Consider the following 25,119-nt stretch of genomic DNA (forward strand, 5'->3'; position numbering starts at 1 on the left):
GCCAGCGATCCACAGATCGGTCGCCGCGCCTGGAATTGTCGGTCCCTCCCCGTAGCGTCGGACCGGACAGAGCTTGGACCCCGGACAAGCTTGATCTGGACAACCGAACACACACAGGCCCCAACCAGCGAGGTGGACTTCCATGCCAGCAGCACCCGACAAGGACAAGGCGCTCGAACTCGCCCTTGCGCAGATCGACAAGCAGTACGGCAAGGGCTCGGTGATGCGCCTCGGCGAGGACGCCCGCCCGCCCATCGCCGTGATCCCCACCGGCGCGATCGCCCTCGACGTCGCGCTCGGCATCGGCGGCCTGCCGCGCGGCCGGGTCGTCGAGATCTACGGACCGGAGTCCTCCGGTAAGACCACGGTCGCCCTGCACGCGGTGGCCAACGCCCAGCGCAACGGCGGGATCGCGGCGTTCATCGACGCGGAGCACGCGCTCGACCCGGAGTACGCGAAGAAGCTCGGCGTCGACACCGACGCGCTGCTCGTGTCCCAGCCGGACACCGGCGAGCAGGCGCTCGAGATCGCGGACATGCTGATCCGCTCCGGCGCGCTCGACATCCTGGTCATCGACTCCGTGGCGGCCCTCGTGCCGCGCGCGGAAATCGAGGGCGAGATGGGCGACTCGCACGTCGGTCTCCAGGCCCGCCTGATGAGCCAGGCGCTGCGGAAGATCACCGGTGCGCTGTCGAACTCCGGCACCACCGCGATCTTCATCAACCAGCTCCGCGAGAAGGTCGGCGTCATGTTCGGCTCGCCGGAGACCACCACGGGCGGTAAAGCGCTGAAGTTCTACGCCTCGGTCCGGCTCGACGTGCGCCGCATCGAGACGCTCAAGGACGGCGGCGAGCCGGTCGGCAACCGCACCCGCGTGAAGGTCGTCAAGAACAAGGTGGCCCCGCCCTTCAAGCAGGCCGAGTTCGACATCCTCTACGGCATGGGTGTCTCGCGCGAGGGCTCGCTCATCGACATGGGCGTCGACCAGGGCATCCTGCGCAAGTCGGGCGCCTGGTACACGTACGAGGGCGACCAGCTCGGCCAGGGCAAGGAGAACGCCCGCCGGTTCCTGCGCGACAACCCGGACATCGCCAACGAGATCGAGAAGCGGATCAAGGAGAAGCTCGGCATCGGCCCGCAGGTCGACGCCGAGGCCGAGGCAGTGCCCGCGCCGGTCGACTTCTGATCCGGGGAGGGGAGGGGATCGGCGGATTCCCTCCCCGGTGCCCAGTGCTCCGGCGAGCGCCGGGCAGCGCTGAAACCTGGGTCTGGGGCGGGTCGCCGTGCCGGGTCCTTCGGTGAGGCCTGGGCCGGTGGCGCGGTTCGTCGTGACCGGGGCTTCGGGTGTGGCGGTGTTCCGGAGGCGTCGGTGTCCTGTCGCCTGGCGGGGAGGGTTTCTCCGGCTGGGTGCGGGGCGGCGGGTTGTGCGCGGATCGCGGCCCGGGCGGCGTGGCGGTGTGCTTGGCCGGTTCGAGGCGGCGAGCGCGGTGTGCTTGGCCGGGTTCGAGGCGGTCGGCACGGGCGTGCTTGAGCCGTTCGAGACGGCGGGTACGGCGTGCTCGAGACGCTCGAGGTGGCGGGCGCGCGGTGTGCTTGGCCGGTTCGAGACGGCGAGCGCGGTGTGCTTGCGCGGGCTCGAAGCGGTGGGTGTACGAACCGGTGCGGGATTGCCGGTGCGGGACCTGGCTGGTTCGAGCCGGGGTGAGGCTCGTCGGCTGAGGTCCGGCCGACCGGGCTTTGCACCGGCGCCGGACCAGTGGCGTCCGGTGCCGGTGGAAATCGGTGTCGAGGTGAAGGCGCCGTCGTCCGAGGGCGGGGCCGGGAAGAGGAGTGCGGTCGTGGCCAGGGTGCCGAAGGTCGAGCCGGCGGAGTTGCCTCCGGAGGAGCGGGCCAAGAAGGCCAAGGAGATCTGCTTCGACCTCCTCGCCGCCCGGCCGCGGACGGTCGACGAGCTGCGGCAGGCATTGCGGCGCAAGGGGTTCGACAGCGAGACCGTCGAAACCCTGCTCGGCAAGCTCGACCGCGCCGGCCTCGTCAACGACGCCGAGTTCGCCGAAACCTGGGTCCGCAACCGGCACGCCAACCAAGGGCTGTCGCGGACGGCGCTGGTCGCGGAGCTGCGGCGCAAGGGCGTCGACGGGGAGATCGCGGCGCAAGCGGCGGAGGAAGTCGACCGGGATTCCGAGGAACAGCGCGCCCGCGAACTGGTGCGCAAACGGCTCGGGTCGCTCGGGAACGTCGACGAGCAGACCGCGATCCGCCGGCTGCTCGGGTTCCTCGCGCGCAAGGGTTATCCGCAAGGAATGGCGTACACGGTGATCCGCGACGAGCTGCGCGAGTTCGGTGCGGAATCCAGCCTGCTCGACGACGTGACGGTCGACTGACCGGCGCGCGTCACGAAGAAACCCGCCGCCTCCAGCACGAAGGCGACGGGTTCCGGAAGAAGGCTCAGCGCAGTGCGGCGGCCTCGGCGGCCAGCTTCTCGACCGCGGCGAAGTCCTTGGCCGCCAACAGCTTCGATGGCGTCAGCCACGATCCGCCGATGCAGCCGACGTTCGGCAGCGCCAGATATTCCCGCGCCGACGACACCGTGATCCCGCCCGTCGGGCAGAACTGCAGCTGCGGCAACGGCCCGGCGATCGACTTCAAGAACGCCGCGCCCCCGCTGGCTTCCGCCGGGAAGAACTTCAGCGCGCTCAACCCGCGCTCGGCCAGCCGCATCGCCTCCGACACGGTGCTCGCGCCCGGCAGGAACGGCAGCCCGGTGGCGAACGCGGCGTCCAGCACCGCGTCCGTGGTACCCGGCGTCACCAGGAACTTCGCGCCCGCTTCGGCGGCCTGTTTCGCCTGCTCCGGCGACGTCACCGTGCCGGCGCCCACGACGATGTCCGGCACCTCCGCGGCCACCCGCTCGATCGCGGTCAGCGCGACCGGCGTGCGCAGCGTCAGCTCGATCACCCCGATCCCGCCGGCGTGCAGGGCGCGGGCCGTCGGGACCGCGTCGTCGACGTCGTCGATCACCACGACGGGCATCACGGGGGACAGGGCGAGCAGGTCCGTGCCGGTGGTCACTGACCGACCTCCTGGGTCTGGAGAGCGTACGGGGACTCGCCCATTGTCCCGCTTCCGAATGGCGGAACGCCCCGGGCGAGGTCCAGCTCCGGCGTGAGCGCTCCGAACACGCTCGCGCCCTGGTCCGCCGGGCCGATCGCGCGGCGCAGCGCCCCGAACAGCTCCCGCCCGGTCCCGCTCCACGCGGCCTCCGACGGCGGGGCGTCCGCGAGGTCCCGCCGGGCCAGTTCCTCGTCCGGGACCAGCACGTCCAGCGAACCGGACCGCGCGTCGAACCGGACCACGTCGCCGTCCGCGATCCGGGCGATCGGCCCGCCCACCGCGGCCTCCGGCGTCACCTGGATCGCGGCCGGAACCTTGCCGGACGCACCCGACATCCGCCCGTCGGTGAGCAGCGCGACCCGGAATCCGCGGTCCATCAGCACTCCCAAGGCCGGCGTGAGGCCGTGCAGCTCCGGCATGCCGTTCGCCTGCGGACCCTGCTGTCGCAGCACCACAACCACGTCGCGGTCCAGTTCTCCGGCCTCGAACGCGGTCCGGAACGCTTCCTGCGACGTGAACACTCGCGCCGGTGCCTCCACCACCCGGTGCTCCGGGGCGACTGCCGACACCTTCGTCACGGCTCGGCCCAGGTTGCCTTCCACCATCCGCAACCCGCCGTCCGGCGCGAACGGCCGCCACACCGGACGCAGCACCTCTTCGTCGAGGCTGCGCGTCGGCACGTCTCGCCACACCAGTTCGCCGTCCGACAAGATCGGCTCCTGCGTGTATCGGCGCAGGCCAGGACCCGCGACGGTCTGCACGTCCTCGTGCAGCAATCCCGCGTCGAGCAGCGTGCCGACCAAGAACTGGATGCCGCCTGCCGCGTGGAAGTGGTTGATGTCCGCGCTGCCATTCGGGTACACGCGCGCCAGCAGCGGCACGACCGCCGACAGGTCCGAGAAGTCGTCCCAGCTCAGCTGAATCCCGGCCGCCGCGGCGATCGCGACCAGGTGCATCGTGTGGTTCGTCGACCCGCCGGTGGCCAGCAGCGCCACGATGCCGTTCACGAACGCTTTTTCGTCCAGCACCTGCGAAATCGGCGTGTACGCCTCGCCGCGGGACAGCTCGACGACGCGCCGTCCGGCCTCTTCGGTGAGCGCCTGGCGCAACGGAGTGTTCGGCGGCACGAAGCTGGCGCCCGGCAGGTGCAGGCCCATCACCTCGACCACCATCTGGTTCGAGTTGGCGGTGCCGTAAAACGTGCACGTGCCAGCGGAGTGATACGACGCCGCTTCCGCGTCGAGCAGGTCTTCCCGCGTCGCGAGCCCCTCCGCGTACAACTGCCGAACCCGCGCTTTTTCCTTGTTGGGCAAGCCGGAATTCATCGGCCCGGCGGGCACGAGCACCGCGGGCAGATGCCCGAACGACAGCGCGCCGATCAACAGTCCCGGCACGATCTTGTCGCACACGCCGAGCAGCAACGCCGCGTCGAACATGTCGTGGGACAGCGCGATCGCCGTCGCCATCGCGATCACTTCGCGGCTGAACAACGACAACTCCATGCCCGGCCGGCCTTGCGTGATGCCGTCGCACATCGCGGGCACGCCGCCGGCGAACTGCGCGACGCCGCCGGCCGCACGGACCGATTTCTTCAGCCAGGCCGGATACTCCTGCATCGGCTGGTGCGCGGAGAGCATGTCGTTGTAGGAGGACACGATCGCGACGCCGGGCGCGCGCAACTGCCGCAGCGCCTGCTTGTCGACGCCGTCCATAGCGGCGAAACCGTGTGCGAGGTTGCTGCAGGCGAGGCCGCGGCGGACGGGCCCCTCCTCGAAAGCGGCCGCGCTGCGGGCGAGGTACGCCGCCCGCGTGTCCGCACTGCGCTCGGCGATCCGGTCGGTGACGTCGGCGAGAACGCGGTGCACCGCGGCGGTCGGGTTCGGGCTGCTGCTCATCTCAAGCTCCCGGCTCGTGACGGGTTCGCGAGACGGCGGCGCTGGCGTCGCGGGAACGTGACGGTGCACACGGTAACCCGAAAACCTGCCGGAAACAAAATCGATTCAGAAACCCCTACGCGGTGTCCGCCGGGAGCAGCGGGCGGCTTCCGCCTGGCAAGGCCGCCGCGTTGTCTGCGGCTGATGACGCGGGTCGGCTAGAGCGAATGGGTGTTTTCGGTTGATGACAGGCACGATCCCCGGCCGGAGGTGACGGTGGATGCGAGATTCGGAGATGCCCGCTCCGCGGGAGCGCGTGCTGGGCCTGGCGCTGCGCCATGCCCGGATCGAGGCGAGCTTCGGCTTGTGCGAGCTGGGGCGGTGGGTCGGGGTGGACCCGGCGCTGCTGTCGAGCTGGGAGCTGGGCCAGCGGGTTCCGTCGCTGGAGGACGTGGCGGGGGTGCTGGGCGCGCTCGGGGTGGTCGGCGAGAGAAAGACGCGGATCATGGCGCTGGCGCGCGAGCTGGCCGGGTCGAGCTGGTTCACGCGGGAGTCGCGGGCGGACCCGGCGCTGGCCGGGCACGAACGGGCCGCGGCATCGGTGACGGTGTGGGCTCCGCTGCTGATTCCGGATCTGCTGCAGATCCCCGATTACGTGCGGCTGGCGTTCGGCCCTGGCTTGCGGGACAAGGACGTCCTGGAACAGATCGTCGAGAACCGCTTGGACCGCAACCGGATCCTGTTCGGCGCGGAGACGGTCGAGACGCAGCTTTACGTCGGATCCGAGGCGCTGCGCAACTACTTCGGCGATGCCGAGGTGATGCTGCGGCAGGTGCGATACCTCAAGGAACTGCTGGAGAATTCGCGGACGGTGAAGATCCAGCTAGTGCCAAGCCGGGCCGTGACGGAGGGCGCGTTCAGCCGGTACCGACGGCGGGACACGTCGGAAGTCGTGTACTGCCCGCACCAGCGCGTCGGCGTCTTCCTGGCCGGTCATCAGGCTGCCTCGTACGCGGCAACCATCGAGCGTTTGGCCGAGTGCGCGTTGTCTCCGGAGGACTCGCTGCGCCAGCTGTCGGTCGCGGTGGCCGGGTTCGAGGAGGAGGTGAAGGCCGAGCGACTGGCGGACGAGGTTGGGCTGACGAGACTTCTGGCGGGCGAGGATCCGGCCGAATAGGTGCCGGTTTGGATCTTCCTGGCCGGTCCGCCGTGAGCCCTTCGCGGCTTGGCGGACCGGCCACGGCCAGAGGCGAGGTTCAGCCGTCGCGGCCTGCGTCTGCAGCTGGTGACGGCGAGTCTGCGGGCATTCGCTGATGCTGTCACGCGGGGTGAGGAGCGAAGAACTCTCTGTTTGTCAGAGGCGGGCATGCGGCGCGTCGGCGACTTGAGTTGTGCGGCTGATGGCCCAGAGGCGGCCCAGACCCCACTTTCGGCCCCTATCTGGCGAGAAATCCCCAGGTCAACCAGTACAACATGCCCAGCTCTGGTAAATGTGCTACTTCTGCCGAGGGGGTTTCCTGACCTGCGGACCTTCGCCCGGGTAGCGCTCTGACCTGCGTTTTCGGGTCGGTCGGGACCGGTTGAGTCTGGTCCGGTTTGGATCTCTGACGTCCTGTAGACGTCCTGAGGCCGGTCTGTCTGAGCCCGTTTGCGGCCTGGCGGACCGGCCTCTAGCCGTGCCTGCCGACTGACTACTCGCAGTGGCGAACCGGGCTCCGCGGGAGGTGTCGGGCGGTCTGATCCGTCGTTCTCGCCCTTGCCAGCTTGAGTGCGGCGGTGCCGGGGTCAAGGGTGAGCGAAGCTCATCGCGAAGCGACGCCGTAGGCGCCCTTGATGCCGGTGGCGCGGCGTTCGATGCTCGGGCGCGAGGATGACGGCCCGACGCCGGAGGTGGGCGGCTGAGCTAGGACGTGTGGCCGCCTTGTCGCGGCTGGGGGAGCCTTCCGCGCCGCCTGCGGCGGTGTGCGCACTCGGGCTGCTCTTCGGCGGGCTCGCCGGGCGGGCCGGCCGGAGCGCCAGCGGAGGCCCGCCCAGCCAACCGGCGAGTCTCGCCGTACGCGAGGTGACCGGTTGCGCGCCGCCGCAGGCGGCGCGCCTTGATCCCATAGAGCCAAATTCGGCAGTGAGCAGACCTTAGGCGAGTATCATCGGCAACGCAGTGTTCATTCCTGAAGATTGGCAGAAATTCGCATGGCTGACGAGTCGCCGGAAATCTCCCCACAAACGATTGAGCTGACTGAGACACGTCAAGGTCTCGACTCGATGGGTGTTGCGCCTCCAGAGCCCGTGATTCTGCCGACGGCGTCGGCAGACGGCCCGTCAATTAGTGGAGATAGCGCCGAAAATAGCTTCTGGGGAGTTGAAACCCTTGACTTTGATGGATGAATAATAACGTGCTGACAACTTGGGTTTCAGTTCTATTTTTCTTCATATTCGTTGCGCCGGGAATTCTTTTTGACCTGCTGAGCGAGAGGAGGCGTCCGGGGGCATCCGAGTCCAGTTTCCGCGAAATTAGCCGGACGGCGCTGGCGAGCTTAGTATTTAGTGGCACAGCAGCGGTTCTGGTTTTTTGTGTCAGTCAGATCTTTCCGGGACTGTTTCTCAAGATTGAAGGTATTGCACGTCGCGGTAATGCATACTTGCTTGAAAATCTGGCTTTAACGTTCCGAACCTGTGCGACCTTGGTTCTAATCTCCCTCGGTCTAGCGATCTTGGGAAATTGGTTGCTTTCAAGACGATCTGGTGGGGCTAACATTCGCGCAATAAACTCCTGGACTCAAGTCTTCAAGAATGATCGTCCGGAGGGGCATGAAGCCTATGTTCGAGTCCGTACCGGGTTTGGCACCTATTATGGCAAAGTTGCGAATTTTTCATCTGGCCTTGAGGGCGATGGGCGCGAGCTTGTTCTTGCCCCGCCGATTAGATCTGCCGTAGTTGGAAAATCTATGTCAGCTGCGCCAGCTCGCTTCTCGCGTCTGATAGTGAAGGGTGATGATATTCAATCAATGTTTGTTGAGTATTACCCGAAGGGGAAGAGTCCGATCCCGCTTAAGGAACATCATCCTGATGATTCCTCAGGGGAGGAATCTGGGATGCCCGACGAGGGGGCTTGATGGAAGTAAACTCCGCGGTTCGAGGTGTCTTCTTCTGTGTGGCTTATATCTATTGTGAAGCCGAAGATGGTGCAAAATCTGTCGGAACAGGGCATGTTCAGATCGAGCAGGTTGACGATCTCGTGGTTCCGGTATTAATAACAAACAGGCATGTAATAGCTGGCGCCAAGCGGGGAAAGATACGATTTATCAGAAGCAACGGCGACGGCGGCCCACTGCTTGGCGAATCTGTTGAATATGTATACGAGGAGTTTCAAGAGGGGTGGATATGTCATCCCGACCCAGAGGTTGACGTTGCGGCGAAGTTATTGTTGATCGACTTTTTGGGCGACTTCGACGGTGAGATCAAGCCATTTTTTAAGGCAGTTTCAGGTTCGGTGTATCCCACGGAGGAAGTACTACAAGAACTCGATATTCTCCAAGAATTGTGCTTCGTGGGCTATCCGTCGGGACTCTACGACAGCAAAAACCTGACGCCCGTATTCAGGCGGGCAGTCGCTGCCACCCCCATAGAAGTGGACTGGCAAGGGAAGCCTGTCTTCTTGATCGACGGATCCATTGTAAATGGAAGCAGTGGTAGTCCTATCTTCGTCATAGAAGAAGGAATGTATCGGCAGAGAAACGGGTCGCTTATGATTGGGGCCAGCAGAGTTGTCTTTCTCGGTATAATTTCATCTGTGTACGAAGATGTGGGCGTAGGGAAGATGGCAACAGGCTCGGCGATATCTGAGTTTAGGGTAAATCAGAGAATCAACCTTGCTCTGGTGTATAAATGGACCGCCGTCCGCGAGGCGGTCCGAGCGCTAATTTCCTCTCAGGGGCGAGAAATCAATGTGGTAGCGAGTGCTGTGCGGCGCAATGGGTAAAAACCCGTTACTGAGTCTATATTCTGGCTAAGATGGGTAAGGGTAAGAGGATTGTGGAACTTCTCTTGTAGGTTTACTGTTTTTTCAGAAGTCCTCGTCGTCTACTGTTAGTTCGGAGAGTCAACCGAGTTCTGTCGCAGCCTGGTGGGGGTCGAGGTGTGATGCACTCGTGGCCTAATGAAGCATCGGTGCTGTTTGCGGGTGTCGGCATAGCTGCGTACTAGCCAGATGAGAGGTAAACGCTGGGGCCTGTGCTGATCACAGCGATGGTTGGAAGCGGAACCCCTCTGTATCCTGTCTCCATGCGAGGTGCGGGTGATCAGCTCAGCATCGGGGAGCGTATTGCCTTCTACCGGCGGCGGCGTGGGCTGTCGCAGGCGGTGCTTGCTGACTTGGTGGGCCGCACTGAGGACTGGCTGAGCAAGATCGAGCGCGGCGAGCGGGATATCCGCCGGTTGGATGTGTTGGCGGAGGTCGCGCAGGCCCTGCGGGTCACGTTGGGCGATCTGCTCGGCGAACCGGTCCTGCTGGAGGACCAGGAGAAGAACGATGACGTCCCGGCGATCCGGGATGCGCTGATGGCTCCGCGTCGGCTCTCCCGGACCTTGTTTTCCTCGGCGATGTCGCCCGAGTACATCGATCCCGCGCCGGTCGCCCAGTTGGTGGAAGGTGCCTGGTCCAGCTATCAGAACGGCGAACTCGGCCGGGTCGTCGCGGCACTGCCTGGTCTGATCAAGACCAGTCAGGCGATGGAGGCCGCATCCTCGGACGATACGACGTATAAGCGGGCGTGCGCGGCGGTGTCGGCCCGCGTACACCACCTGGCCGCGACCACGCTGAGCAAGATCGGTGAGGCTGACCTCGCGTGGATCGCGGCGGAACGGGCGATGCAGGCGGCCGATGACGCGGATGATCCGCTGGTGCTGGCGTCGGCCGCACGGTCGGGGACGCATGCGCTGCTGGCGGTGGGCCGATTCGATGACGCGCTGGAGCTGGGCGACGTCGCGGCCAAGTGGCTGCTGCCGCGCATGGCTGAAGGTGATCCGGCGGCGCTGAGTCTCTACGGGATGCTGTACCTCCGGACCGCGGTTGCTGCGGCTCGGCATCAGGACCGGTCGACGGCGAATGTCCTTCTCGGCCACGCGGGGCGGGCGGCGGATCAGCTCGGGGTGGATGCGAACTACTGGCAGACCGGGTTCGGACCGGCCAACGTCGAGCTGCACCGGCTGTCGGCGGCGCTGGATCTCGGCGACGTCGGGCAGGTGATCGAGTCCGCGCCGCGCGTCAACGTCGATCATCTGCCGGTGGAGCGGCAGGTCACGCACCTGATCGACTTCGCGCGGGCGTTGAGCCTGGTCGCGAAGGACGACGAAGCGCTTGACGCGCTGCTGGAGGCCGAGACGAAAGCACCGACCGTCGTCCGGCACAACACGATGGTGCGTGAGGTCGTGCGGTCGATGTATCGGCGTGCTCCGGCGTCGGCGGGCAAGAAGTCCTCGGCGCTGCTGGCGCTGGCTGAGCGCTGCGGCGCGGTGAGGTAAGCGGATGACTTCGCGTGTTCTCGGCCTGGTCGGTTCCGGTGCTGGCGGGGTTGAAGATCTGCTTTCGAAGCTGATCCGTCCTGCGCAGACGGCGGGGTGGACGGTCGCGGTGACCTTGACCCCGACGGCTGGGCGCTGGCTGGCCGAGTCGGGTGCGCTGGCGGAGATCGAGGACGCGACGGGCTACCCGGTGCGGGTCGAGCCGCGGTCGCCGTCGGAGCGCAGTCCGCATCCTGCGCCGGACTGCTACCTGGTCGCGCCGGCCTCGGCGAACGTGGTCGCGAAGATGTCGCTCGGCATCGCGGACAATCAGGCGTTGACACAGGTCAACGAGGCCATTGGCACGCACAACATGCCGGTCGTGGTCTTCCCACGCGTGAACGCGGCGCACGCGCGTCAGCCGTTCTGGGAGATGCACATCGAGAACCTGCGGCGCGTCGGCGTCGACCTGCTCTACGGTGACGACGTCTGGCCGCTGCACGAGCCGCGCAGCTCTCCCGGTCGGGATCTGCCCTGGTCGGCGATGCTCGACGCGATTGAGAAGGCCGTTCCGGCCGGGCGCTAGCCCCTGCTCGAACCTACCCGGACAGTTTGTCCGGGTGATCTGCCTTACCCGGGTGTCTCCTGATCCCAGCGCGCCAAATCGGGCGTGCGGAAGCCGAGACATCGGGAGAGCACATGGGCATTCACGTGGTGATTCAGCCCCTCGTCGGATACGGCGCTGCCGTCGTGTCGCCTTCCCCTGGGGTTCGCCAGCTGGTGGCCGGGGGCGATGAGACCGCGATCGTGATACAGGTACCGGCTCGCATCGGCGGCTTGATGGATACCGCGCGGTTTGCGCGGAGTCTCTCTGTGGCCGCTGGCGAGTTCGGCGAGTGGTGCGAGACGCAGAACCGCACTCGCACCTACTCCTCTCCTCTCGGCGACCAGTGGCCGGAAGAGCGCGACTGAGCGCACAAAAACCTAGAGCAGCAAAGGAAATTCAGCATGGCTATCGAAAAGGGACACCGGTTTGCGATCGACTTTGACGACGCGTTCCCGCAGGGACTTGTGATGGTGGGGGAAGTGATCCCGGACAACGAGTATCAGTCTCGCGAGGACCGTGCTGCGGGGCGACCCGTACGCCAGCGCATTGACGAGGTGACAGGCAAGCGGCAGTGGCGAGCGGCGGTGACGGACCCGGGCGAGACGAAGGCGAAGCGGGCCTCGTTCGAGGTGACGTTCCTGGCGGACGTTCAGCCGGTGCCGACGACGTCGGAGGCGTTGCCGGGGATGCGGCCGGTGGAGCTGGACGGGTTGACGGCGGAGCCGCGTGTGGGCGGGCAGGGCGAGTTCAAGTATCAGACGTATGTGTTCCGGGCGACGGGGTTCAAGGCTGCGGCGAGTGCTGCGGGGAAGCCGTCGCGGTCGGCCGGAGCTGCGTCTGCAACTGGTGACAGCAAGGCGGCGTAGATGCGTGGCACGGATATGGCGAGCCCGCGAGCGCGCGGCCTGGGCGCGGCGTTGCGAGACGCCAGGCTTGAGGCGCGGTTTGGGTTGCGGGAGCTGGGGCGGCGGATTGGGGTGAACCCGGCGTTGTTGTCGAACTGGGAGCTGGGTCAGCGGGTGCCGACGCCGGTGGAGGTGGCGGGTGTGCTGGGTGCGCTCGGGGTGACCGGGCAGCGCAAGGCGTGGATCATGCTGTTGGCGCGGGGGGTGTCGGGGCCGAGCTGGTTTTCGGCGGGGTCGCAGGCTGATCCGGCGCATTACACGACGTTGGTCGCGCATGAGAGGGTGGCGCGGTCGGTGACGGTGTGGGCTCCGCTGCTGGTGCCGGATTTGCTGCAGGTTCCGGATTACGCGCGGTTGGTGGTCGGTCCGACGTTGCGGGACAAGGAGAAGCTGGATCAGGTGGTGGAGGACCGGTTGGACCGCAACCGGATCGTGTTCGGCGCGGGCGCGGTCACAGCGCAGATGTTCATTGGGTCCGAAGCGCTGAAGAACCATTTCGGCGTGACCGGGGTCATGCGGCGGCAGATGAGTTTCCTCCGGGATCTGGTCGGGCTGTCGCGGACGCTGACGATCCGGCTGGCCCCGAGCCAGGCCGTGTCGGAGGGGGCGTTTAGCCGGTACACGCTGAAGGACACCTCGGATGTCGTGTACTGCCCGCACCACGGTGCCGGGGTCTTCCTGGTCGGGAAGGACGCGGAGCCGTACACGGCAACGATCGAACGGCTCGCGAAGGCGGCGATGTCCCAGCGGGAATCGCTCGCGTGCCTGTCGGACGTGGTCGACCAGTTCACGGAAGAGGCGGCTGAGGAGCGGCTGGCGGATGACGCCGGGCTGACCCAGCTGTTGACCGGCGAGGAACCCGAGGACTAGCCGAAACCAAGCGGGAGTATTGAAAAAAGCGCACGGCGACGTGTGCTGTGTTCAACGCGCCCTTGAACGGGCGGAATTGTTCCGTATAAAACGCAGAACCGGCCTCTGGCTGCCAACCTTCACCGGTTCTGCGCTGTCCACTGGGAAGTGAACAATGACGAACATAACCGGTTCTGGACGGCGTGCGTCAACGGGGGTCACCCGGACGCGCTGCGCCGCATGCAAAAGTTCGCCCGCCTCGTGCCGGGCGAGAAGAAATGCGCGGCATGCCAAGGAATGCTGCCGCTCGACCTCACCGCGGCTGAAGGCGGTGAGCGCCGATGAACGCAGGAACGGTGCTGATCGGCGGCGCTGGCCTGGCGGTGCTGGTGTGGGTGCTGGCCAAGCTGGGTCGGGCATTCGCCGCGATCGCGGAAACCCTGGCCGCGCTGGCGATCCTCGGTCTTGCCTTCTGGGGCCTGATGCGAGCGATGGGCTGGATTGTTCGGCAACTGGCCGCGCACTGGCGCACCTGCCTGGCGCTGCTCGCTTTGGGCGCGTGGTGGCGTTGGCTCGGCTGGCCTTCGCTGGCGATCACGGCTGGCTCTGTCGGGCTGACGGCGCTCGTGTGGCGGAGCGGCTGGCCAATCGGGTTCGAACTCTGGTGCGGGCGGTGGTGCCGAGCCTGGTGGCTGCGCTGGGCCGTCTACGGGCGCAAACTCCCGGGCTGGCTGCATGCCTGCGGGTTGACCGTGCGGGACGAAGCGATTCCCGTGGACGTCACGGTCAATCTGGTGTCTCGCCGTCGCAAGCGCGAAGCGGTTGCCCAGTCTCGGCGTGACGCGGGCGTGGCGTTCCCCCGTGTCCTGCGGGTCCGTTCTGGCCCGTCGTGGGACGAGGTTCGCGTACGCCTGGTGCCCGGTCAGACTCCGGAGGATTTCGGCGAGGCTACGCGCGCTTTGGCGACGGCTCGGCGGGTGACGCGGGTGCAGGTGCGGGAGATCTCGCCGGACGTTGTCTCGGTGGACTTCATGCGTCGGGACTTGTTGGCCTCGGCCGTGTCCTGCCTGCCGCTGCCGGAGGTGGCTGAGGCGTCGGCGGTGGATTTGCGGCGGGTGTTCGCCGGTTCGACCGAGTATGGGACGGCTTGGCGGCTGCCGTTGCTTGGCGGGGGCGCGCACATCCTTGTGGCCGGTGCGTCGGGTGCGGGGAAGAACTCGGTGATGTGGTCGCCGCTGGTGTCGGCTGCTCCGGCGATCCGGTCCGGGTTGGTGCGGGTGTCCGGTGCGGACCCGAAGGGTATGGAACTCGCCTACGGGCGCGGGATCTTCTCCCGCTACGCGGTGTCCGGTGCGGAAGCGCTGGAGGTGCTGGAGGCGCTGCGGGACGAACTGGAACGGCGCAAGCGAGCGTTTGCCGGGCAGACGCGGGAAGTGCCGCTCTCGCAGGACTTTCCGTTGGAGCTGCTGGAGTTTGATGAGCTGGCGGCGTTGACCCGCTACACCGACCGCAAGACGCGCGACGCGATCACCGAACACGTCTCGGTGCTCAACACCCAAGGACGGGCCGCGCTGATCTCGGTGCGCGGTTACGTGCAAGACCCGACCAAGGAAACCGTTCCCGTGCGAGAGCTGTTCACCCGGCGGGTGTGTCTGCGCGTCACGTCCAAGTCTCAGGTGTCCATGGTGCTCGGCGACGGCGCGTACGAGCGCGGGGCGTGGGCCAACCGCATCCCCGAGTCCGCTCCCGGTGTCGGCTACGTGTGGGGCGAGGGCATCCGCGAACCCCTGCGCGTCCGGGCCGGATGGGTGTCTGACGCGACGGTGAAGGCGCTGGAGGACTACGTCACCAACGGCGGGGCTCAGGTGCTTGACCTTGCCCACAACCGCCGTGACGGCGCGGAAAGGGGGACAGCATGAACCGGCTGATGGTCTTCCTCGACGCGATCCGGGACCACCTCGATTCGTACGCGCTGCCTCCGGCTTGCTCGGTCGAGGTCACCACCTGGGCCGCGCCGGTCACCGTGGCTCTGGACACCGACACCATGCCTGGCGTCGCGGCGGGATTGGCCATCTGGGCGGTGACCCTCGACGGGGCGCGGGTGAGCCTGTGGCGCACGCCGGACGGCGCACGGGTGCAACTGGAGCTGTCTGGGCGGACGCCGTGCGGCATCCCGGTCCGGGTCTACGGCGGAGTCCCGTTCGATCCGAGCACCTTCCCCGATCTGCCTCCGCAGACCGATCAGGAGCTGCCGGTGTGGCTGCTGCGGGAGTGGGCGCGTGCCGGAGAGGCGGCGGCATGACGACCTCTGCGCAGGAAACCGCTGGTCAGGCGCTGCCGGCCGGGGCACGTCGGGAGCGAATCCGCGGTGCCCTCGCTGCCGACGTGGTCAAGGCGACGGCGGAGCAGCACGGGGTGTGCGTGCGGCCGTTCACGATGGAGGTTGCCGACACCGAGACAGGGGAGTTGCGCTACGTCCCAGTGCCGTGCGGCTCGACGGTGGAATCGGTGTGCCTGCCCTGTGCCCGCAAGGCCAAGGCCCTGCGGCAAGCGCAGTGCCGGGAAGGCTGGCACCTGACCGAAGAACCCGTGATCACCCGCGCCCAGCCCAGTGAGACTCAAACGGAGCTGCTGACCTACCGGGCGGACTTAGCCGCGCACTACCGGGAAGCGACGGCGGCCGGGAACGAGGCCGAAGCGGAGGAACTGCGGGCCGAAGTGTCCAGCGTGGACGTCGAGTTGCGGGAGTCGGGCATGACCGGCCGTCTGCCCGTGCTCGACCCACCTGCGAAACGGGCGGTGAAGCGGTCCACGCGTCGGCGGCAGGACGCGCCGAACCTGCCTCGGAAGAAGGTTGCGAAAACCACTGTGGGAAGGGAGTTCGCGGGGTTCCGGCCGTCGATGTTCGTCACGCTCACTTGCGACACCTACGGCCGGGTGCGTCCGGACGGCTCGCCGGTCGATCCCGAGTCGTACGACTATCGGCGGGCGGCTCGGGACGCGGTGCACTTCGCGGCGCTGGTGGATCGGTGGTGGCAGAACCTGCGCCGGGTGGTCGGGTTCGAGGTCCAGTACTTCGCCACCGTGGAACCCCAGCGCCGGGCCGCGCCCCACCTCCATGCCGCGTTGCGGGGAGCGATCTCACACGACGTGATCCGGCTCGTGACCGAAGCGACCTATCACCAGGTGTGGTGGCCCAGCCACGACGTCATGGTCTACGGCGGAGACCGGAAACCCTTGTGGGACCCGGATGTTCGTTCCTTTGTGGACCCCGATACCCGGGAACCGCTGACTGGCTGGGATGACGCGGTGTCCGAAGTGGAGGAACCGGCGCATGTCGTGCGGTTCGGGGAACAGGTGCACTCGAAAGGAATTCTCGGCGGCACCGAGGAAGCTGGGCGGCACATCGGCTATCTGACCAAGTACCTCACGAAGTCGACCGGTGAAGTGGTCGACGCCGAGACTGCCGCGCAGCGTGATCACCACGACCGGCTGCATGCTGAGCTGGCGGTGACCCCGTGTTCGCCACGCTGCGCGGTGTGGCTGCTGTACGGGATCAATCCCAAGGGAGCCAACGCGAAGACCACCCCGGGGCACTGCCGGGGGCGTGCGCATCGGCGGACCACGCTCGGGCTGCCGGGTCGGCGGGTGCTGGTGTCGCGCAAGTGGTCGGGCAAAACCGTGGCGGACCACAAGGCCGACCGGGTCGGGTTCGTGCTGTCCGCCCTCGCGGCGGTGGGGATCGAGAAACCGCGTCCTGCGCCGGAAAAGCTGGTGTGGCGGAAGGTCGAGCCTGGCGACCCGCACTGTCCACCCCGGGATCAGCTCGTGATGCGTGCCATCGCAGAACGCCGCGCCTGGAAAGCCGAGTACGAAGCGGCCCGGCTCGCCGCATCCGGATCGCCACCTGAGCCGCCGGAAACTTCGGCAACTCCGGCGCTGGCGTCCTGACCTGGGAAGGGGGAGACATGAACAACAACTCGCGTGTGCGGCTGGTCAGTGTGGAGGGCTTGTGGAGCCCCGAAGATCTCTCCGCCTACCTCGACATTCCCGAGGACACGCTCAAGGACTGGCGTTACAAGAACTACGGCCCGCCGTGGCGGCGGATGGGGAAACACGTCCGCTATCACCCCGACGCTGTCCGGGAATGGCTTGAGGGTCCCGAAACCATGCCTGCCGCATGAGGGGAGAGGGGGAACAAATCTGATGGCACACATTGAGGATCGCTGGTTTCGGGACAAGATCGACCCGGAAACCGGGGAAGTCGTGCTCAACGACAAGAAGAAGCCCGTCCAAGAGCGCACCGCAGACTACGGGAAAGGCATGCGGTACAAGGTGCGCTGGGTCAAGCCGGACAAGTCGGAGGCGTCCCGGTCCTTTCCGGACAAGAAGCTCGGTGCGGCGAAGGAGTTCAAGACCAAGATCGAGAACGAGCTTTACGCGGGGGTGTACCGGGATTCGAGTGCCGGGAAGGAGGGTTTCCGGGCCTACGCCATGCAAGTGCTGAAGAGTCGTCCGCTTGGCGAATCGTCGTTGAACACCATGACCTCGCAGCTGGACAAGTATGTGTTCCCGTTCTTCGGCGAGCGGAGTCTCGACATGTGCGAGAGTTCCGACCTTGCCCGGAAGTGGCTGGCTTGGCTGAACGACAGCGAGTGGAACCTGTCGGGTACCTATCAGCGTCAGGTGTTCGACCTCGTGTTGTCCATTTGGGACGCGGCGGTGGTCGACGAGAAGATGCGGCTCAACCCGCTCAAGAAGGCGACCATTCCGCGGCCGAAGACAACAACCAAGGAGGTTGAGGTCTGGCCTGAGACGCGGGTTCACGCCATCGAGGAGGCCGTTGTCGAGCGATTCAAACCGGCGGTGGTGATCGGGGCGGGCTTGGGGTTGCGGCCGGGGGAGGTGCTGGCGTTCAGCCCGGACAACATCGACCGGGAGAAGATGGTCTACCGGTGCACTCGGCAGCTCGTGATGGTCAAGGGCGTGCAGAAGTTCAAGCTTCCGAAAGGGCGGAAGGTGCGGGAGATCCCGCTCGGCTATGGCCTGCTGGAGAAGATCGACGCCTACCTTGAGGAGTACCCGCCCGTCGCGGTCACGCTCCCATGGGGCGAGCGGGACGGGCAGGCGTACGAGACGGTCAATCTGCTTATGACCAAGCCGAGCGGCGTGCCGTACAAGAACCAGTCGTTTCACATGGGCGTGTGGCTGCCCGCGTTCGTCGCCGCCGGGCTGGCCTATGTCAATGACCGGGACGGCATGCACGCGCTCCGGCACCTGTTCGCCTCGCTGATGCTGTCACGCGGGGTGAGTATCAAAGAACTCTCCGCATACCTCGGGCACTCCAGCGAAGCGTTCACTCTCCGTGTCTATACCCACCTCATGGAGACGAGTTACGAGCGGGCGCGGGCGGCGATCGACAGCGTGTTCCGCCCGTCGAGCGATCTCGCGTCGGCGGCCTGAGTTGATCGGCTGACGTCCTGGTGACGTCCTGGACCCCACTTTCGGCCCCTATCTAGTCATAAATCCCCAGGTCAACCGGTACAACATGCCCCGCTCTGGTAAATGTGCTACTTGTCACAGTGCACCGCGCGAGGCAGAGTCGTACTCGGCGACGTTGATCGTCACCCGAACTGCCGGCCCCACCATCAGGGAGGCTTCCGATGTCCACCACAGAGATTGCCGAACTTCGGCGCACCATCGGCCAGTTGCGGCAGTGCGTGGGCGCATTGCGATCGCGCTACGGCGACGCGTCCGCGGTGCGCCGGCTGGCCAACGACGTCGAGCGGCTCGACATCGACAGTTCCGACCTGGACGGGCACCCGCCCGCTGTGCCCGCGCAGGCGAAACCGGTCGAACGCGTTCCTGTTCCGGATACTCCCTACGATCCGGCGCTGTGGAGCGGCGCCGACGACGAAGGTGTCGGTGGCTACAAGCGCGACCAGCGGTGAGCGCCCCCGCTGACAACGACGTCAGCCGCGCCCCCACCGGCGTTCGAGCGCCGGGGCGGGCGCGGCTCGCCGCCCGGACACTGCGCACCGACCGGTGGTGGCTGTCGCCCCTGCTCACTGTGCTGGGGCTGGCCACCTTCGTCGTTTACGCGACCGTCCGGGCGTTCGTGCGCACCGCGTACTGGGTGCCCGAATACCACTATCTGACGCCGTTTTACTCCCCGTGCGTGTCCACTTCCTGCGTCGACGGATCCAGCCACTTCGGGCACTGGTTCGGCGAGATGCCGTCCTGGTTGCCGCTCGGGGTGCTCGTGCTGCCGTTCCTGCTCGGGTTCCGGTTGACCTGCTACTACTACCGCAAGGCTTACTACCGCTCGGTGTGGTTCTCCCCGCCGGCCTGTGCGGTCGCCGAGCCGCACGCGCGCTACACCGGCGAGACGCGGCTGCCGCTCATCGTGCAGAACGTGCACCGGTACTTCTTCTACGTCGCGTGCGTCGTCTCGCTCGTCAACACCTATGACGCCATCGTCGCCTTCCAGAGTCCCACCGGTTTCGGGTTCGGGCTCGGCAACGTGATTCTGGTGCTGAACGTCGTGCTGCTGTGGGCGTACACGCTCTCCTGCCACTCGTGCCGGCACGTCACCGGCGGGCGGCTCAAGCATTTCTCGAAACATCCCGTCCGGTACTGGATCTGGACGCAGGTCACGAAGCTCAACACCCGGCACATGACCCTCGCGTGGACGACGCTCGGCACGCTCGTGCTGACCGACTTCTACGTGATGCTCGTGTCCAGCGGTGCGATCTCGGACCTGCGATTCGTGGGCTGAGCCCCGGAAATCCAGCAGTGCAAGGCAGTTCTCCCCAGCTCGTGAGGTGGCTTATTCCATGACCGAGGTCGAACGGCACAGCTACGACGTGGTGGTGATCGGTGCCGGCGGCGCCGGTCTGCGCGCGGTGATCGAAGCGCGCGAACGCGGTTTCAGCGTCGCGGTGGTGTGCAAATCCCTTTTCGGCAAAGCGCACACGGTGATGGCCGAGGGCGGCTGCGCGGCGTCGATGGGCAACGCGAACTCGAACGATAACTGGCAGGTGCACTTCCGCGACACCATGCGCGGCGGGAAGTTCCTCAACAACTGGCGGATGGCCGAGCTGCACGCCCGGGAAGCGCCGGACCGGGTCTGGGAACTGGAGACGTACGGGGCGCTTTTCGACCGCACCGCGGACGGGCGGATCAGTCAGCGCAACTTCGGCGGGCACACCTATCCGCGGCTCGCGCATGTCGGGGACCGCACGGGGCTTGAGCTGATCCGCACTATGCAGCAGAAGATCGTTTCGTTGCAGCAGGAGGATTTCAAGCAGTACGGCGACTATGAAGCCCGGATCAAGGTCTTCGCCGAATGCACGGTCACCGAGCTGTTGCTGGACAACGGCGCGGTCGCCGGTGCGTTCGGGTACTGGCGCGAGAGCGGGCGGTTCGTGCTGTTCGAAGCGCCAGCCGTGGTGCTCGCGACGGGTGGCATCGGCAAGTCGTTCAAGGTGACGTCGAATTCGTGGGAGTACACCGGCGACGGGCATGCGCTGGCCCTGCGCGCCGGGGCGAAGCTGATCAACATGGAGTTCGTGCAGTTCCACCCGACCGGGATGGTCTGGCCGCCGAGCGTGAAGGGCATCCTCGTCACCGAGGGCGTGCGCGGAGACGGCGGGGTGCTCAAGAACTCCGAGGACAAGCGGTTCATGTTCGAGTACGTGCCTGAGGTGTTCAAGGGCCAGTACGCGGACAGCGAGGGCGAGGCCGACCGCTGGTACACCGACCAGGAGAACAACCGCCGCACGCCGGACCTGCTGCCGCGCGACGAGGTGGCGCGGGCGATCAACTCCGAGGTCAAGGAGGGGCGCGGGTCCCCGCACGGCGGCGTGTTCCTCGACATCGCGAGCCGGCTGCCCGCCGAGGAGATCCAGCGGCGGCTGCCGTCGATGTACCACCAGTTCAAGGAACTCGCCGACGTCGACATCACCAAGGAGGCCATGGAGGTCGGCCCCACCTGCCATTACGTGATGGGCGGGGTCGAGGTCGACCCGGACACCGGCGCGGCGAGCGTGCCCGGCCTGTTCGCGGCGGGCGAGTGCTCCGGCGGCATGCACGGGTCGAACCGGCTCGGCGGCAACTCGCTGTCGGACCTGCTCGTGTTCGGCAGGCGGGCAGGGCTCGGCGCGGCGTCCTATGTGGACGGCCTCAAGGAGCGGCCCGCGGTCGCGCAGTCCGATGTGGACGCCGCGGCCGCGATGGCGCTCGAACCGTTCGACCCGCCCGCCGACGGCACGCCGGAGAATCCGTACACGCTGCACACCGAGCTGCAGCAGTCGATGAACGACCTGGTCGGCATCATCCGCAAGGCCGGGGAAATCCGGCAGGCGCTGGAAAAACTCGCGGACATCCGCCGCCGCGTCGGGCTCGTGACGGTGGAGGGCCACCGGCAGTTCAACCCCGGCTGGCACCTCGCCCTCGACCTGCGGAACATGCTGCTGGTGAGCGAATGCGTCGCCCGCGCGGCGCTGACCCGCACGGAAAGCCGCGGCGGCCACACCCGCGACGACTATCCGTCGATGGACGCGGAATGGCGGCACCGGCTGCTCGTCTGCTCCGCGCAGCCGGGCGACAACCCGCTGGTGCCGGACGTCGACGTGGCGGTGAAGGAACAGGTGCCGATGCGCCAAGACCTGCTGGAGCTGTTCGACCTCGACGAGCTGGGCAAGTACTTCACCGACGGCGAGCTGGAGAACCATCCCGGGAGGACCGCGTGAGCTACCAGGCGAAGTTCCGCGTGTGGCGAGGCGACGAGACCGGCGGCGACCTGCAGGACTTCACCGTGGAGGTGAACGAGGGCGAGGTCGTGCTCGACATCATCCACCGGCTGCAGGCCACCCAGGCCTCGGACCTCGCCGTGCGCTGGAACTGCAAGGCGGGCAAATGCGGTTCCTGCTCGGCGGAGATCAACGGCAAACCGCGGCTGCTGTGCATGACGCGCATGTCGACGTTCACCGAGGCCGAGGTCGTGACCGTCACGCCGATGCGCACCTTCCCGGTGATCCGGGACCTCGTCACCGACGTGTCGTTCAACTACACCAAGGCTCGCGAGATCCCGTCCTTCACGCCGCCGGAGGGCCTCAAACCCGGCGAGTACCGGATGCAGCAGGTGGACGTCGAGCGCTCGCAGGAATTCCGCAAGTGCATCGAGTGCTACCTGTGCCAGAACACCTGTCACGTCGTGCGCGACCACGAGGAGAACAAGGAGAGCTTCGCCGGACCTCGTTACCTCATGCGGATCGCCGAGCTGGAGATGCATCCGCTGGACGTCGCCGACCGCCGCGACGCCGCGCAGGACGAGCACGGGCTCGGGTTCTGCAACATCACCAAATGCTGCACCGAGGTGTGCCCGGAAGGCATCCACATAACCGACAACGCGCTGATCCCGATGAAGGAACGCGTCGCCGACCGCAAGTACGACCCGATTGTCTGGCTGGGGGACAAGCTGTTCCGCCGTAACCGGTGAGCGATTCCTGCAGTGGGGGCGGGTTTCGCTCGCCGCGCGGGTCGCGTGCGCCGCGGTCGTTACGCGGACTGGGAGCCTGTTCATCGGGGTCGTGGGCCTGCCTGGCTCGCGGCCCCGGGCTGTCCGGCTCGCGGCCCCGGGCTGTCCGGCTCACGGCCCCGGGCTGTCCGCTCTGGCTCCGGCCCCGTTCGCTCGCTGACCCGTGCCCGTTCGCTCGCGGCCCTGCCCCTGGCCCTGGCCCGGCCCGGCTCGGCCTGGTCTGGCGCTGGCCGCTGCTTGCTCGCTGGCCCCCGCCCCGCCCCTTCCCCCACCCCGGTTCTGGTCGCAGTTCGCTCGAGAGCTGTGGGCGTATTCAGTTGTGGTTGGGCGATAGGCGATTCCTCCTTCCTCAGAGACGGTGGGCGTGACGGCATGGACCCCGGCGCAGGCAGGCCGGGTGCCTGCGCCGGCGCGGGTCGGGCTGGGTGCCGGGCATCGGCGCGGTTCGCGGAGGGTTCCTTGGTCGGGTGGCTCGGTCTCTCCGCGCGCTGGCGAGGTCGAAGACGACCACGGCGCGGGCCAACGCGCGGGGAGCGATCAAGGAACCTGCGCGGCCGCTGCGAGGATGCTCGCGGGCTCATGCCACAGGACTTGCTTTGATGACATCAACGTTACCAGCGCTCACGACCGGGCCGCATCACTCGATCGGTTCGAGTCAAGAGTCGATTCCCGTTGCCAGGCAAGAACTTCCAGAGAGGAAGCCATGATCACCGGAGCCCACGTGATCCTCTACAGCAAGAACGCAGCCGCAGACCGGGAGTTCCTCCGGGACATCCTGGAACTAGGCCACGTAGACGCAGGCGAAGGCTGGCTCATTTTCCGTTTGCCCCCAACGGAAATCGCGGTGCATCCGACCGAGGGTGAGCCGCAGCAGGAGTTCTACCTCATGTGTGACGACCTGGACGGCACCGTCCGGCAGTTGACCGACAAAGGGGCCGAAGTGGACGGTGCGGTCATGAAAGCATCGTGGGGCTCGCGGGTGTCGATCCGGTTGCCCAGCGGCAGCCTCCTGCCGCTGTACCAGCCCCGGCATCCGTTAGCGCACCACTGAAACGAAGAAACCCCGGCACCGCAAGAAAGCAGCGCCAGGGGCTTCACCCGAAAGCTACCAGTCGAAAAGCCGGAAACAAAGAAACCCCCAGCGCCGCAAGGAAAGCAGCGCCGGGGGCTTCACCGGAAACCGTCAGGCCGGGCCAGTAGCCATCCCGCCGGTAGCGGTAGTGCCGAGACCAGCCATTGTCGCACCGTCGTCCGTGTCGATGTGCTTCTTGCTGCGGCGGTTGCGGCGTTCCAGGTACGTCGCGAGCGCGGTCAGCAGGAGGCACATCGCGATGTAGATCGCGGCCGCCACGAGGGTCGACGGGACGAGCGGGCGGCCGAAGTCGCCCTGGCCGCCGATGTAGCGGGCGTAGTACAGCAGTTCCGGGTACGTCACGAGGAAACCGAGCGCGGTGTCCTTGAGCAGCACCACCAGCTGGCTGATGATCGTCGGCAGCATCGCGCGCAGCGCCTGCGGCAGCAGGACCGTGAACATCACCTGGGTCTTGCGCATGCCGAGCGCGTACGCGGCTTCGCTCTGGCCCTTCGGCAGCGACAGGATGCCCGCGCGGAACACCTCCGCCAGCACCGAGCCGTTGTACAGCGTCAGGCCGGCCACCACCGCGAACAGCGGCGACGTTTCGACGCCGAGGGTCGGGAGGCCGTAGTAGAACAGGAACATCAGGATCAGCAGCGGGATCGCGCGGAAGAACTCCACGACGAACGTGCAGATCCCGCGCACCCACGCGTGGTCGGACAGCCGTCCGGCGGCGAAGATCGCGCCGAACACGATGGCCAGCACCGCGCCGAACGCGAAGGCCTTCACCGTCGCCAGGATGGCGCTCGCGAGGTCGCTCTGCACCTGGGAGTACTGCAGCCACTCCCATTTGCGGGCGGTGAACTGGCCGGTGTCGACGAAACGGTAGATCACGAACGCGATCAGCGCCGCCACGACGAGGGCGCCGAGCACCGCGTAGATCCGGTGCCGCACGCGCGCTTTCGGGCCCGGGGTGTCGAACAGAACCGTGCTCATCGGGCCACGCTCCAGCGCTTCTCCAGGCTGCGCTGCACCAGCGACAGCACCGACACGAGGATGATGAAGCCGAGCGCCACCCACAGCAGCGCGACCATCTGGCTGTCGCCGCGTTCGGACACGTACTGGCGGATCGCGCCCGCCTCCGCGACCGAGAACCCGCTGGCGATCGTCGTGTTCTTCAGCAGCGCGATGAGCATGCTGACCAGCGGCGGCACCACCGAGCGCAGCGCCTGCGGGAGGACGACGCTGCCGAGGATCTGCCCGGAGGACAGGCCCAGCGCGCGGCCCGCCTCGGCCTGGCCGATCGGCACCGTGTTGATGCCGGAGCGCACGACCTCGCAGATGAACGCCGACGTGTAGATCGTCAGCGCCACCGCGGCGGTCGGGAAGTAGTCGATCTTGACGATGTCGAGCAGCGGGTACGCGAACACGAGGAACGCGAAGACCAGCGTCAGCGGCGTGTTGCGCAAGAGGGTGACGTACGTCGTGCCGATCGCGCGCAGCAGCGGGACCGGGCTCACCCGCAGCATCGCGAGGATCGTGCCCAGCACCAGGCTGCACGCCCCCGCGATCAGGAACAGTTCGATCGTGGTGAGAAAGAACGGACCGAAGAGGTCCAGATTGTCGAGCAGGACGTCCATGGAGCCTTCCCCGCG

General features: G+C 66.8%; 25 protein-coding genes. 21 read left to right on the forward strand and 4 right to left on the reverse strand.

Annotated features, from left to right (window positions below):
* Nucleotides 1-142 precede the first annotated feature (142 nt).
* Both recA and RPX00_RS25195 read left to right on the forward strand, forming a co-directional pair.
* Complete coding sequence (recA, locus tag RPX00_RS25190) at nucleotides 143-1,186, forward strand: recombinase RecA (RefSeq protein WP_037363691.1); 1,044 nt, start codon at nucleotides 143-145, stop codon at nucleotides 1,184-1,186.
* Nucleotides 1,187-1,838: 652 nt separating this feature from the next.
* The gene (locus RPX00_RS25195; RefSeq protein WP_406629030.1) at nucleotides 1,839-2,384 is read left to right on the forward strand and encodes a regulatory protein RecX; all 546 of its coding nucleotides are present in this window, start codon (nucleotides 1,839-1,841) and stop codon (nucleotides 2,382-2,384) included.
* 64 nt (nucleotides 2,385-2,448) lie between these two features.
* Here RPX00_RS25195 and eda read toward each other — a convergent pair whose 3' ends face one another.
* Both eda and edd read right to left on the reverse strand, forming a co-directional pair.
* Nucleotides 2,449-3,072, reverse strand: coding sequence for a bifunctional 4-hydroxy-2-oxoglutarate aldolase/2-dehydro-3-deoxy-phosphogluconate aldolase (gene eda, locus RPX00_RS25200; protein ID WP_406629032.1), 624 nt, complete (start codon nucleotides 3,070-3,072; stop codon nucleotides 2,449-2,451).
* The gene (edd, locus tag RPX00_RS25205; RefSeq protein ID WP_406629034.1) at nucleotides 3,069-5,009 is read right to left on the reverse strand and encodes a phosphogluconate dehydratase; all 1,941 of its coding nucleotides are present in this window, start codon (nucleotides 5,007-5,009) and stop codon (nucleotides 3,069-3,071) included. Before edd ends, eda begins: the two co-directional genes overlap by 4 nt.
* Nucleotides 5,010-5,268: 259 nt before the next feature.
* On the opposite strand from edd, the gene RPX00_RS25210 reads away from it, so the two are divergent.
* The 19 genes from RPX00_RS25210 (at nucleotide 5,269) to RPX00_RS25300 (ending at nucleotide 23,440) form a co-directional block, all read left to right on the forward strand.
* Nucleotides 5,269-6,165: a helix-turn-helix domain-containing protein gene (locus tag RPX00_RS25210; protein WP_406629036.1), complete on the forward strand. Its 897-nt coding sequence runs from the start codon at nucleotides 5,269-5,271 to the stop codon at nucleotides 6,163-6,165.
* Between the two features lie 1,204 nt (nucleotides 6,166-7,369).
* Nucleotides 7,370-8,101, forward strand: coding sequence for a DUF6338 family protein (locus tag RPX00_RS25215; RefSeq protein ID WP_406629037.1), 732 nt, complete (start codon nucleotides 7,370-7,372; stop codon nucleotides 8,099-8,101).
* On the forward strand, nucleotides 8,101-8,967 hold the full coding sequence (locus tag RPX00_RS25220; protein WP_406629038.1) for a hypothetical protein: 867 nt from the start codon (nucleotides 8,101-8,103) through the stop codon (nucleotides 8,965-8,967). Before RPX00_RS25215 ends, RPX00_RS25220 begins: the two co-directional genes overlap by 1 nt.
* Nucleotides 8,968-9,269: 302 nt before the next feature.
* Nucleotides 9,270-10,508 (forward strand): helix-turn-helix domain-containing protein, encoded by a 1,239-nt coding sequence (locus RPX00_RS25225; RefSeq protein ID WP_406643072.1) that lies wholly within the window; start codon nucleotides 9,270-9,272, stop codon nucleotides 10,506-10,508.
* Nucleotides 10,509-10,512: 4 nt separating this feature from the next.
* Nucleotides 10,513-11,073, forward strand: a complete 561-nt coding sequence (locus RPX00_RS25230) for a flavoprotein (protein ID WP_406629040.1) — start codon at nucleotides 10,513-10,515, stop codon at nucleotides 11,071-11,073.
* Between the two features lie 113 nt (nucleotides 11,074-11,186).
* Nucleotides 11,187-11,459 (forward strand): hypothetical protein, encoded by a 273-nt coding sequence (locus RPX00_RS25235; RefSeq protein ID WP_037713092.1) that lies wholly within the window; start codon nucleotides 11,187-11,189, stop codon nucleotides 11,457-11,459.
* Nucleotides 11,460-11,495: 36 nt separating this feature from the next.
* A complete protein-coding gene (locus RPX00_RS25240; protein WP_406629043.1) occupies nucleotides 11,496-11,960 on the forward strand; it encodes a hypothetical protein in 465 nt (154 codons plus the stop codon).
* The gene (locus tag RPX00_RS25245) at nucleotides 11,961-12,869 is read left to right on the forward strand and encodes a helix-turn-helix domain-containing protein (RefSeq protein WP_406629046.1); all 909 of its coding nucleotides are present in this window, start codon (nucleotides 11,961-11,963) and stop codon (nucleotides 12,867-12,869) included.
* Nucleotides 12,870-13,016: 147 nt separating this feature from the next.
* Nucleotides 13,017-13,193 (forward strand): hypothetical protein, encoded by a 177-nt coding sequence (locus tag RPX00_RS25250; RefSeq protein WP_406629048.1) that lies wholly within the window; start codon nucleotides 13,017-13,019, stop codon nucleotides 13,191-13,193.
* Nucleotides 13,190-14,767, forward strand: a complete 1,578-nt coding sequence (locus RPX00_RS25255; protein ID WP_406629050.1) for an FtsK/SpoIIIE domain-containing protein — start codon at nucleotides 13,190-13,192, stop codon at nucleotides 14,765-14,767. The genes RPX00_RS25250 and RPX00_RS25255 overlap by 4 nt, the downstream gene beginning before the upstream one ends.
* Complete coding sequence (locus RPX00_RS25260; protein WP_406629052.1) at nucleotides 14,764-15,150, forward strand: hypothetical protein; 387 nt, start codon at nucleotides 14,764-14,766, stop codon at nucleotides 15,148-15,150. Before RPX00_RS25255 ends, RPX00_RS25260 begins: the two co-directional genes overlap by 4 nt.
* The gene (locus RPX00_RS25265; RefSeq protein ID WP_406629054.1) at nucleotides 15,147-16,799 is read left to right on the forward strand and encodes a replication initiator; all 1,653 of its coding nucleotides are present in this window, start codon (nucleotides 15,147-15,149) and stop codon (nucleotides 16,797-16,799) included. The genes RPX00_RS25260 and RPX00_RS25265 overlap by 4 nt, the downstream gene beginning before the upstream one ends.
* A gap of 17 nt (nucleotides 16,800-16,816) precedes the next feature.
* On the forward strand, nucleotides 16,817-17,032 hold the full coding sequence (locus RPX00_RS25270; protein WP_406629056.1) for a helix-turn-helix domain-containing protein: 216 nt from the start codon (nucleotides 16,817-16,819) through the stop codon (nucleotides 17,030-17,032).
* A 22-nt stretch (nucleotides 17,033-17,054) separates the two neighbouring features.
* The gene (locus RPX00_RS25275; RefSeq protein ID WP_406629058.1) at nucleotides 17,055-18,311 is read left to right on the forward strand and encodes a tyrosine-type recombinase/integrase; all 1,257 of its coding nucleotides are present in this window, start codon (nucleotides 17,055-17,057) and stop codon (nucleotides 18,309-18,311) included.
* A gap of 200 nt (nucleotides 18,312-18,511) precedes the next feature.
* Entirely contained in the window at nucleotides 18,512-18,799 is a 288-nt protein-coding gene (locus RPX00_RS25280; RefSeq protein ID WP_378312822.1) for a hypothetical protein, read from the forward strand.
* On the forward strand, nucleotides 18,796-19,626 hold the full coding sequence (locus RPX00_RS25285; protein WP_406629060.1) for a hypothetical protein: 831 nt from the start codon (nucleotides 18,796-18,798) through the stop codon (nucleotides 19,624-19,626). The genes RPX00_RS25280 and RPX00_RS25285 overlap by 4 nt, the downstream gene beginning before the upstream one ends.
* Before the next feature lie 58 nt (nucleotides 19,627-19,684).
* Nucleotides 19,685-21,601 (forward strand): fumarate reductase/succinate dehydrogenase flavoprotein subunit, encoded by a 1,917-nt coding sequence (locus tag RPX00_RS25290; RefSeq protein ID WP_406629062.1) that lies wholly within the window; start codon nucleotides 19,685-19,687, stop codon nucleotides 21,599-21,601.
* The gene (locus tag RPX00_RS25295) at nucleotides 21,598-22,350 is read left to right on the forward strand and encodes a succinate dehydrogenase/fumarate reductase iron-sulfur subunit (protein WP_406629064.1); all 753 of its coding nucleotides are present in this window, start codon (nucleotides 21,598-21,600) and stop codon (nucleotides 22,348-22,350) included. Before RPX00_RS25290 ends, RPX00_RS25295 begins: the two co-directional genes overlap by 4 nt.
* 742 nt (nucleotides 22,351-23,092) lie before the next feature.
* Entirely contained in the window at nucleotides 23,093-23,440 is a 348-nt protein-coding gene (locus RPX00_RS25300) for a VOC family protein (protein WP_406629066.1), read from the forward strand.
* A gap of 132 nt (nucleotides 23,441-23,572) precedes the next feature.
* Here the strand turns inward: RPX00_RS25300 and RPX00_RS25305 are convergent, their stop codons facing one another.
* Both RPX00_RS25305 and RPX00_RS25310 read right to left on the reverse strand, forming a co-directional pair.
* Nucleotides 23,573-24,460: an amino acid ABC transporter permease gene (locus tag RPX00_RS25305; RefSeq protein ID WP_406629068.1), complete on the reverse strand. Its 888-nt coding sequence runs from the start codon at nucleotides 24,458-24,460 to the stop codon at nucleotides 23,573-23,575.
* Nucleotides 24,457-25,104, reverse strand: coding sequence for an amino acid ABC transporter permease (locus RPX00_RS25310; protein ID WP_406629071.1), 648 nt, complete (start codon nucleotides 25,102-25,104; stop codon nucleotides 24,457-24,459). The genes RPX00_RS25305 and RPX00_RS25310 overlap by 4 nt, the downstream gene beginning before the upstream one ends.
* Nucleotides 25,105-25,119: the final 15 nt, after the last annotated feature.

This window comes from Amycolatopsis sp. WGS_07 (assembly GCF_045278895.1).
In the GTDB taxonomy this organism is placed as follows: Bacteria; Actinomycetota; Actinomycetes; order Mycobacteriales; family Pseudonocardiaceae; genus Amycolatopsis.

Coding starts and splice junctions, on each gene's coding strand:
- RPX00_RS25265 (WP_406629054.1), top strand. CDS start 15,147: ATGACGACCTCTGCGCAGGAAACCGCTGGTCAGGCGCTGCCGGCCGGG.
- RPX00_RS25245 (WP_406629046.1), top strand. CDS start 11,961: ATGCGTGGCACGGATATGGCGAGCCCGCGAGCGCGCGGCCTGGGCGCG.
- RPX00_RS25230 (WP_406629040.1), top strand. CDS start 10,513: ATGACTTCGCGTGTTCTCGGCCTGGTCGGTTCCGGTGCTGGCGGGGTT.
- edd (WP_406629034.1), bottom strand. CDS start 5,009: ATGAGCAGCAGCCCGAACCCGACCGCCGCGGTGCACCGCGTTCTCGCC.
- RPX00_RS25305 (WP_406629068.1), bottom strand. CDS start 24,460: ATGAGCACGGTTCTGTTCGACACCCCGGGCCCGAAAGCGCGCGTGCGG.
- RPX00_RS25215 (WP_406629037.1), top strand. CDS start 7,370: ATGAATAATAACGTGCTGACAACTTGGGTTTCAGTTCTATTTTTCTTC.
- recA (WP_037363691.1), top strand. CDS start 143: ATGCCAGCAGCACCCGACAAGGACAAGGCGCTCGAACTCGCCCTTGCG.
- RPX00_RS25310 (WP_406629071.1), bottom strand. CDS start 25,104: ATGGACGTCCTGCTCGACAATCTGGACCTCTTCGGTCCGTTCTTTCTC.
- RPX00_RS25280 (WP_378312822.1), top strand. CDS start 18,512: ATGTCCACCACAGAGATTGCCGAACTTCGGCGCACCATCGGCCAGTTG.
- RPX00_RS25270 (WP_406629056.1), top strand. CDS start 16,817: ATGAACAACAACTCGCGTGTGCGGCTGGTCAGTGTGGAGGGCTTGTGG.
- RPX00_RS25240 (WP_406629043.1), top strand. CDS start 11,496: ATGGCTATCGAAAAGGGACACCGGTTTGCGATCGACTTTGACGACGCG.
- RPX00_RS25290 (WP_406629062.1), top strand. CDS start 19,685: ATGACCGAGGTCGAACGGCACAGCTACGACGTGGTGGTGATCGGTGCC.
- RPX00_RS25260 (WP_406629052.1), top strand. CDS start 14,764: ATGAACCGGCTGATGGTCTTCCTCGACGCGATCCGGGACCACCTCGAT.
- RPX00_RS25220 (WP_406629038.1), top strand. CDS start 8,101: ATGGAAGTAAACTCCGCGGTTCGAGGTGTCTTCTTCTGTGTGGCTTAT.
- RPX00_RS25255 (WP_406629050.1), top strand. CDS start 13,190: ATGAACGCAGGAACGGTGCTGATCGGCGGCGCTGGCCTGGCGGTGCTG.
- RPX00_RS25225 (WP_406643072.1), top strand. CDS start 9,270: ATGCGAGGTGCGGGTGATCAGCTCAGCATCGGGGAGCGTATTGCCTTC.
- RPX00_RS25300 (WP_406629066.1), top strand. CDS start 23,093: ATGATCACCGGAGCCCACGTGATCCTCTACAGCAAGAACGCAGCCGCA.
- RPX00_RS25275 (WP_406629058.1), top strand. CDS start 17,055: ATGGCACACATTGAGGATCGCTGGTTTCGGGACAAGATCGACCCGGAA.
- RPX00_RS25210 (WP_406629036.1), top strand. CDS start 5,269: ATGCGAGATTCGGAGATGCCCGCTCCGCGGGAGCGCGTGCTGGGCCTG.
- RPX00_RS25235 (WP_037713092.1), top strand. CDS start 11,187: ATGGGCATTCACGTGGTGATTCAGCCCCTCGTCGGATACGGCGCTGCC.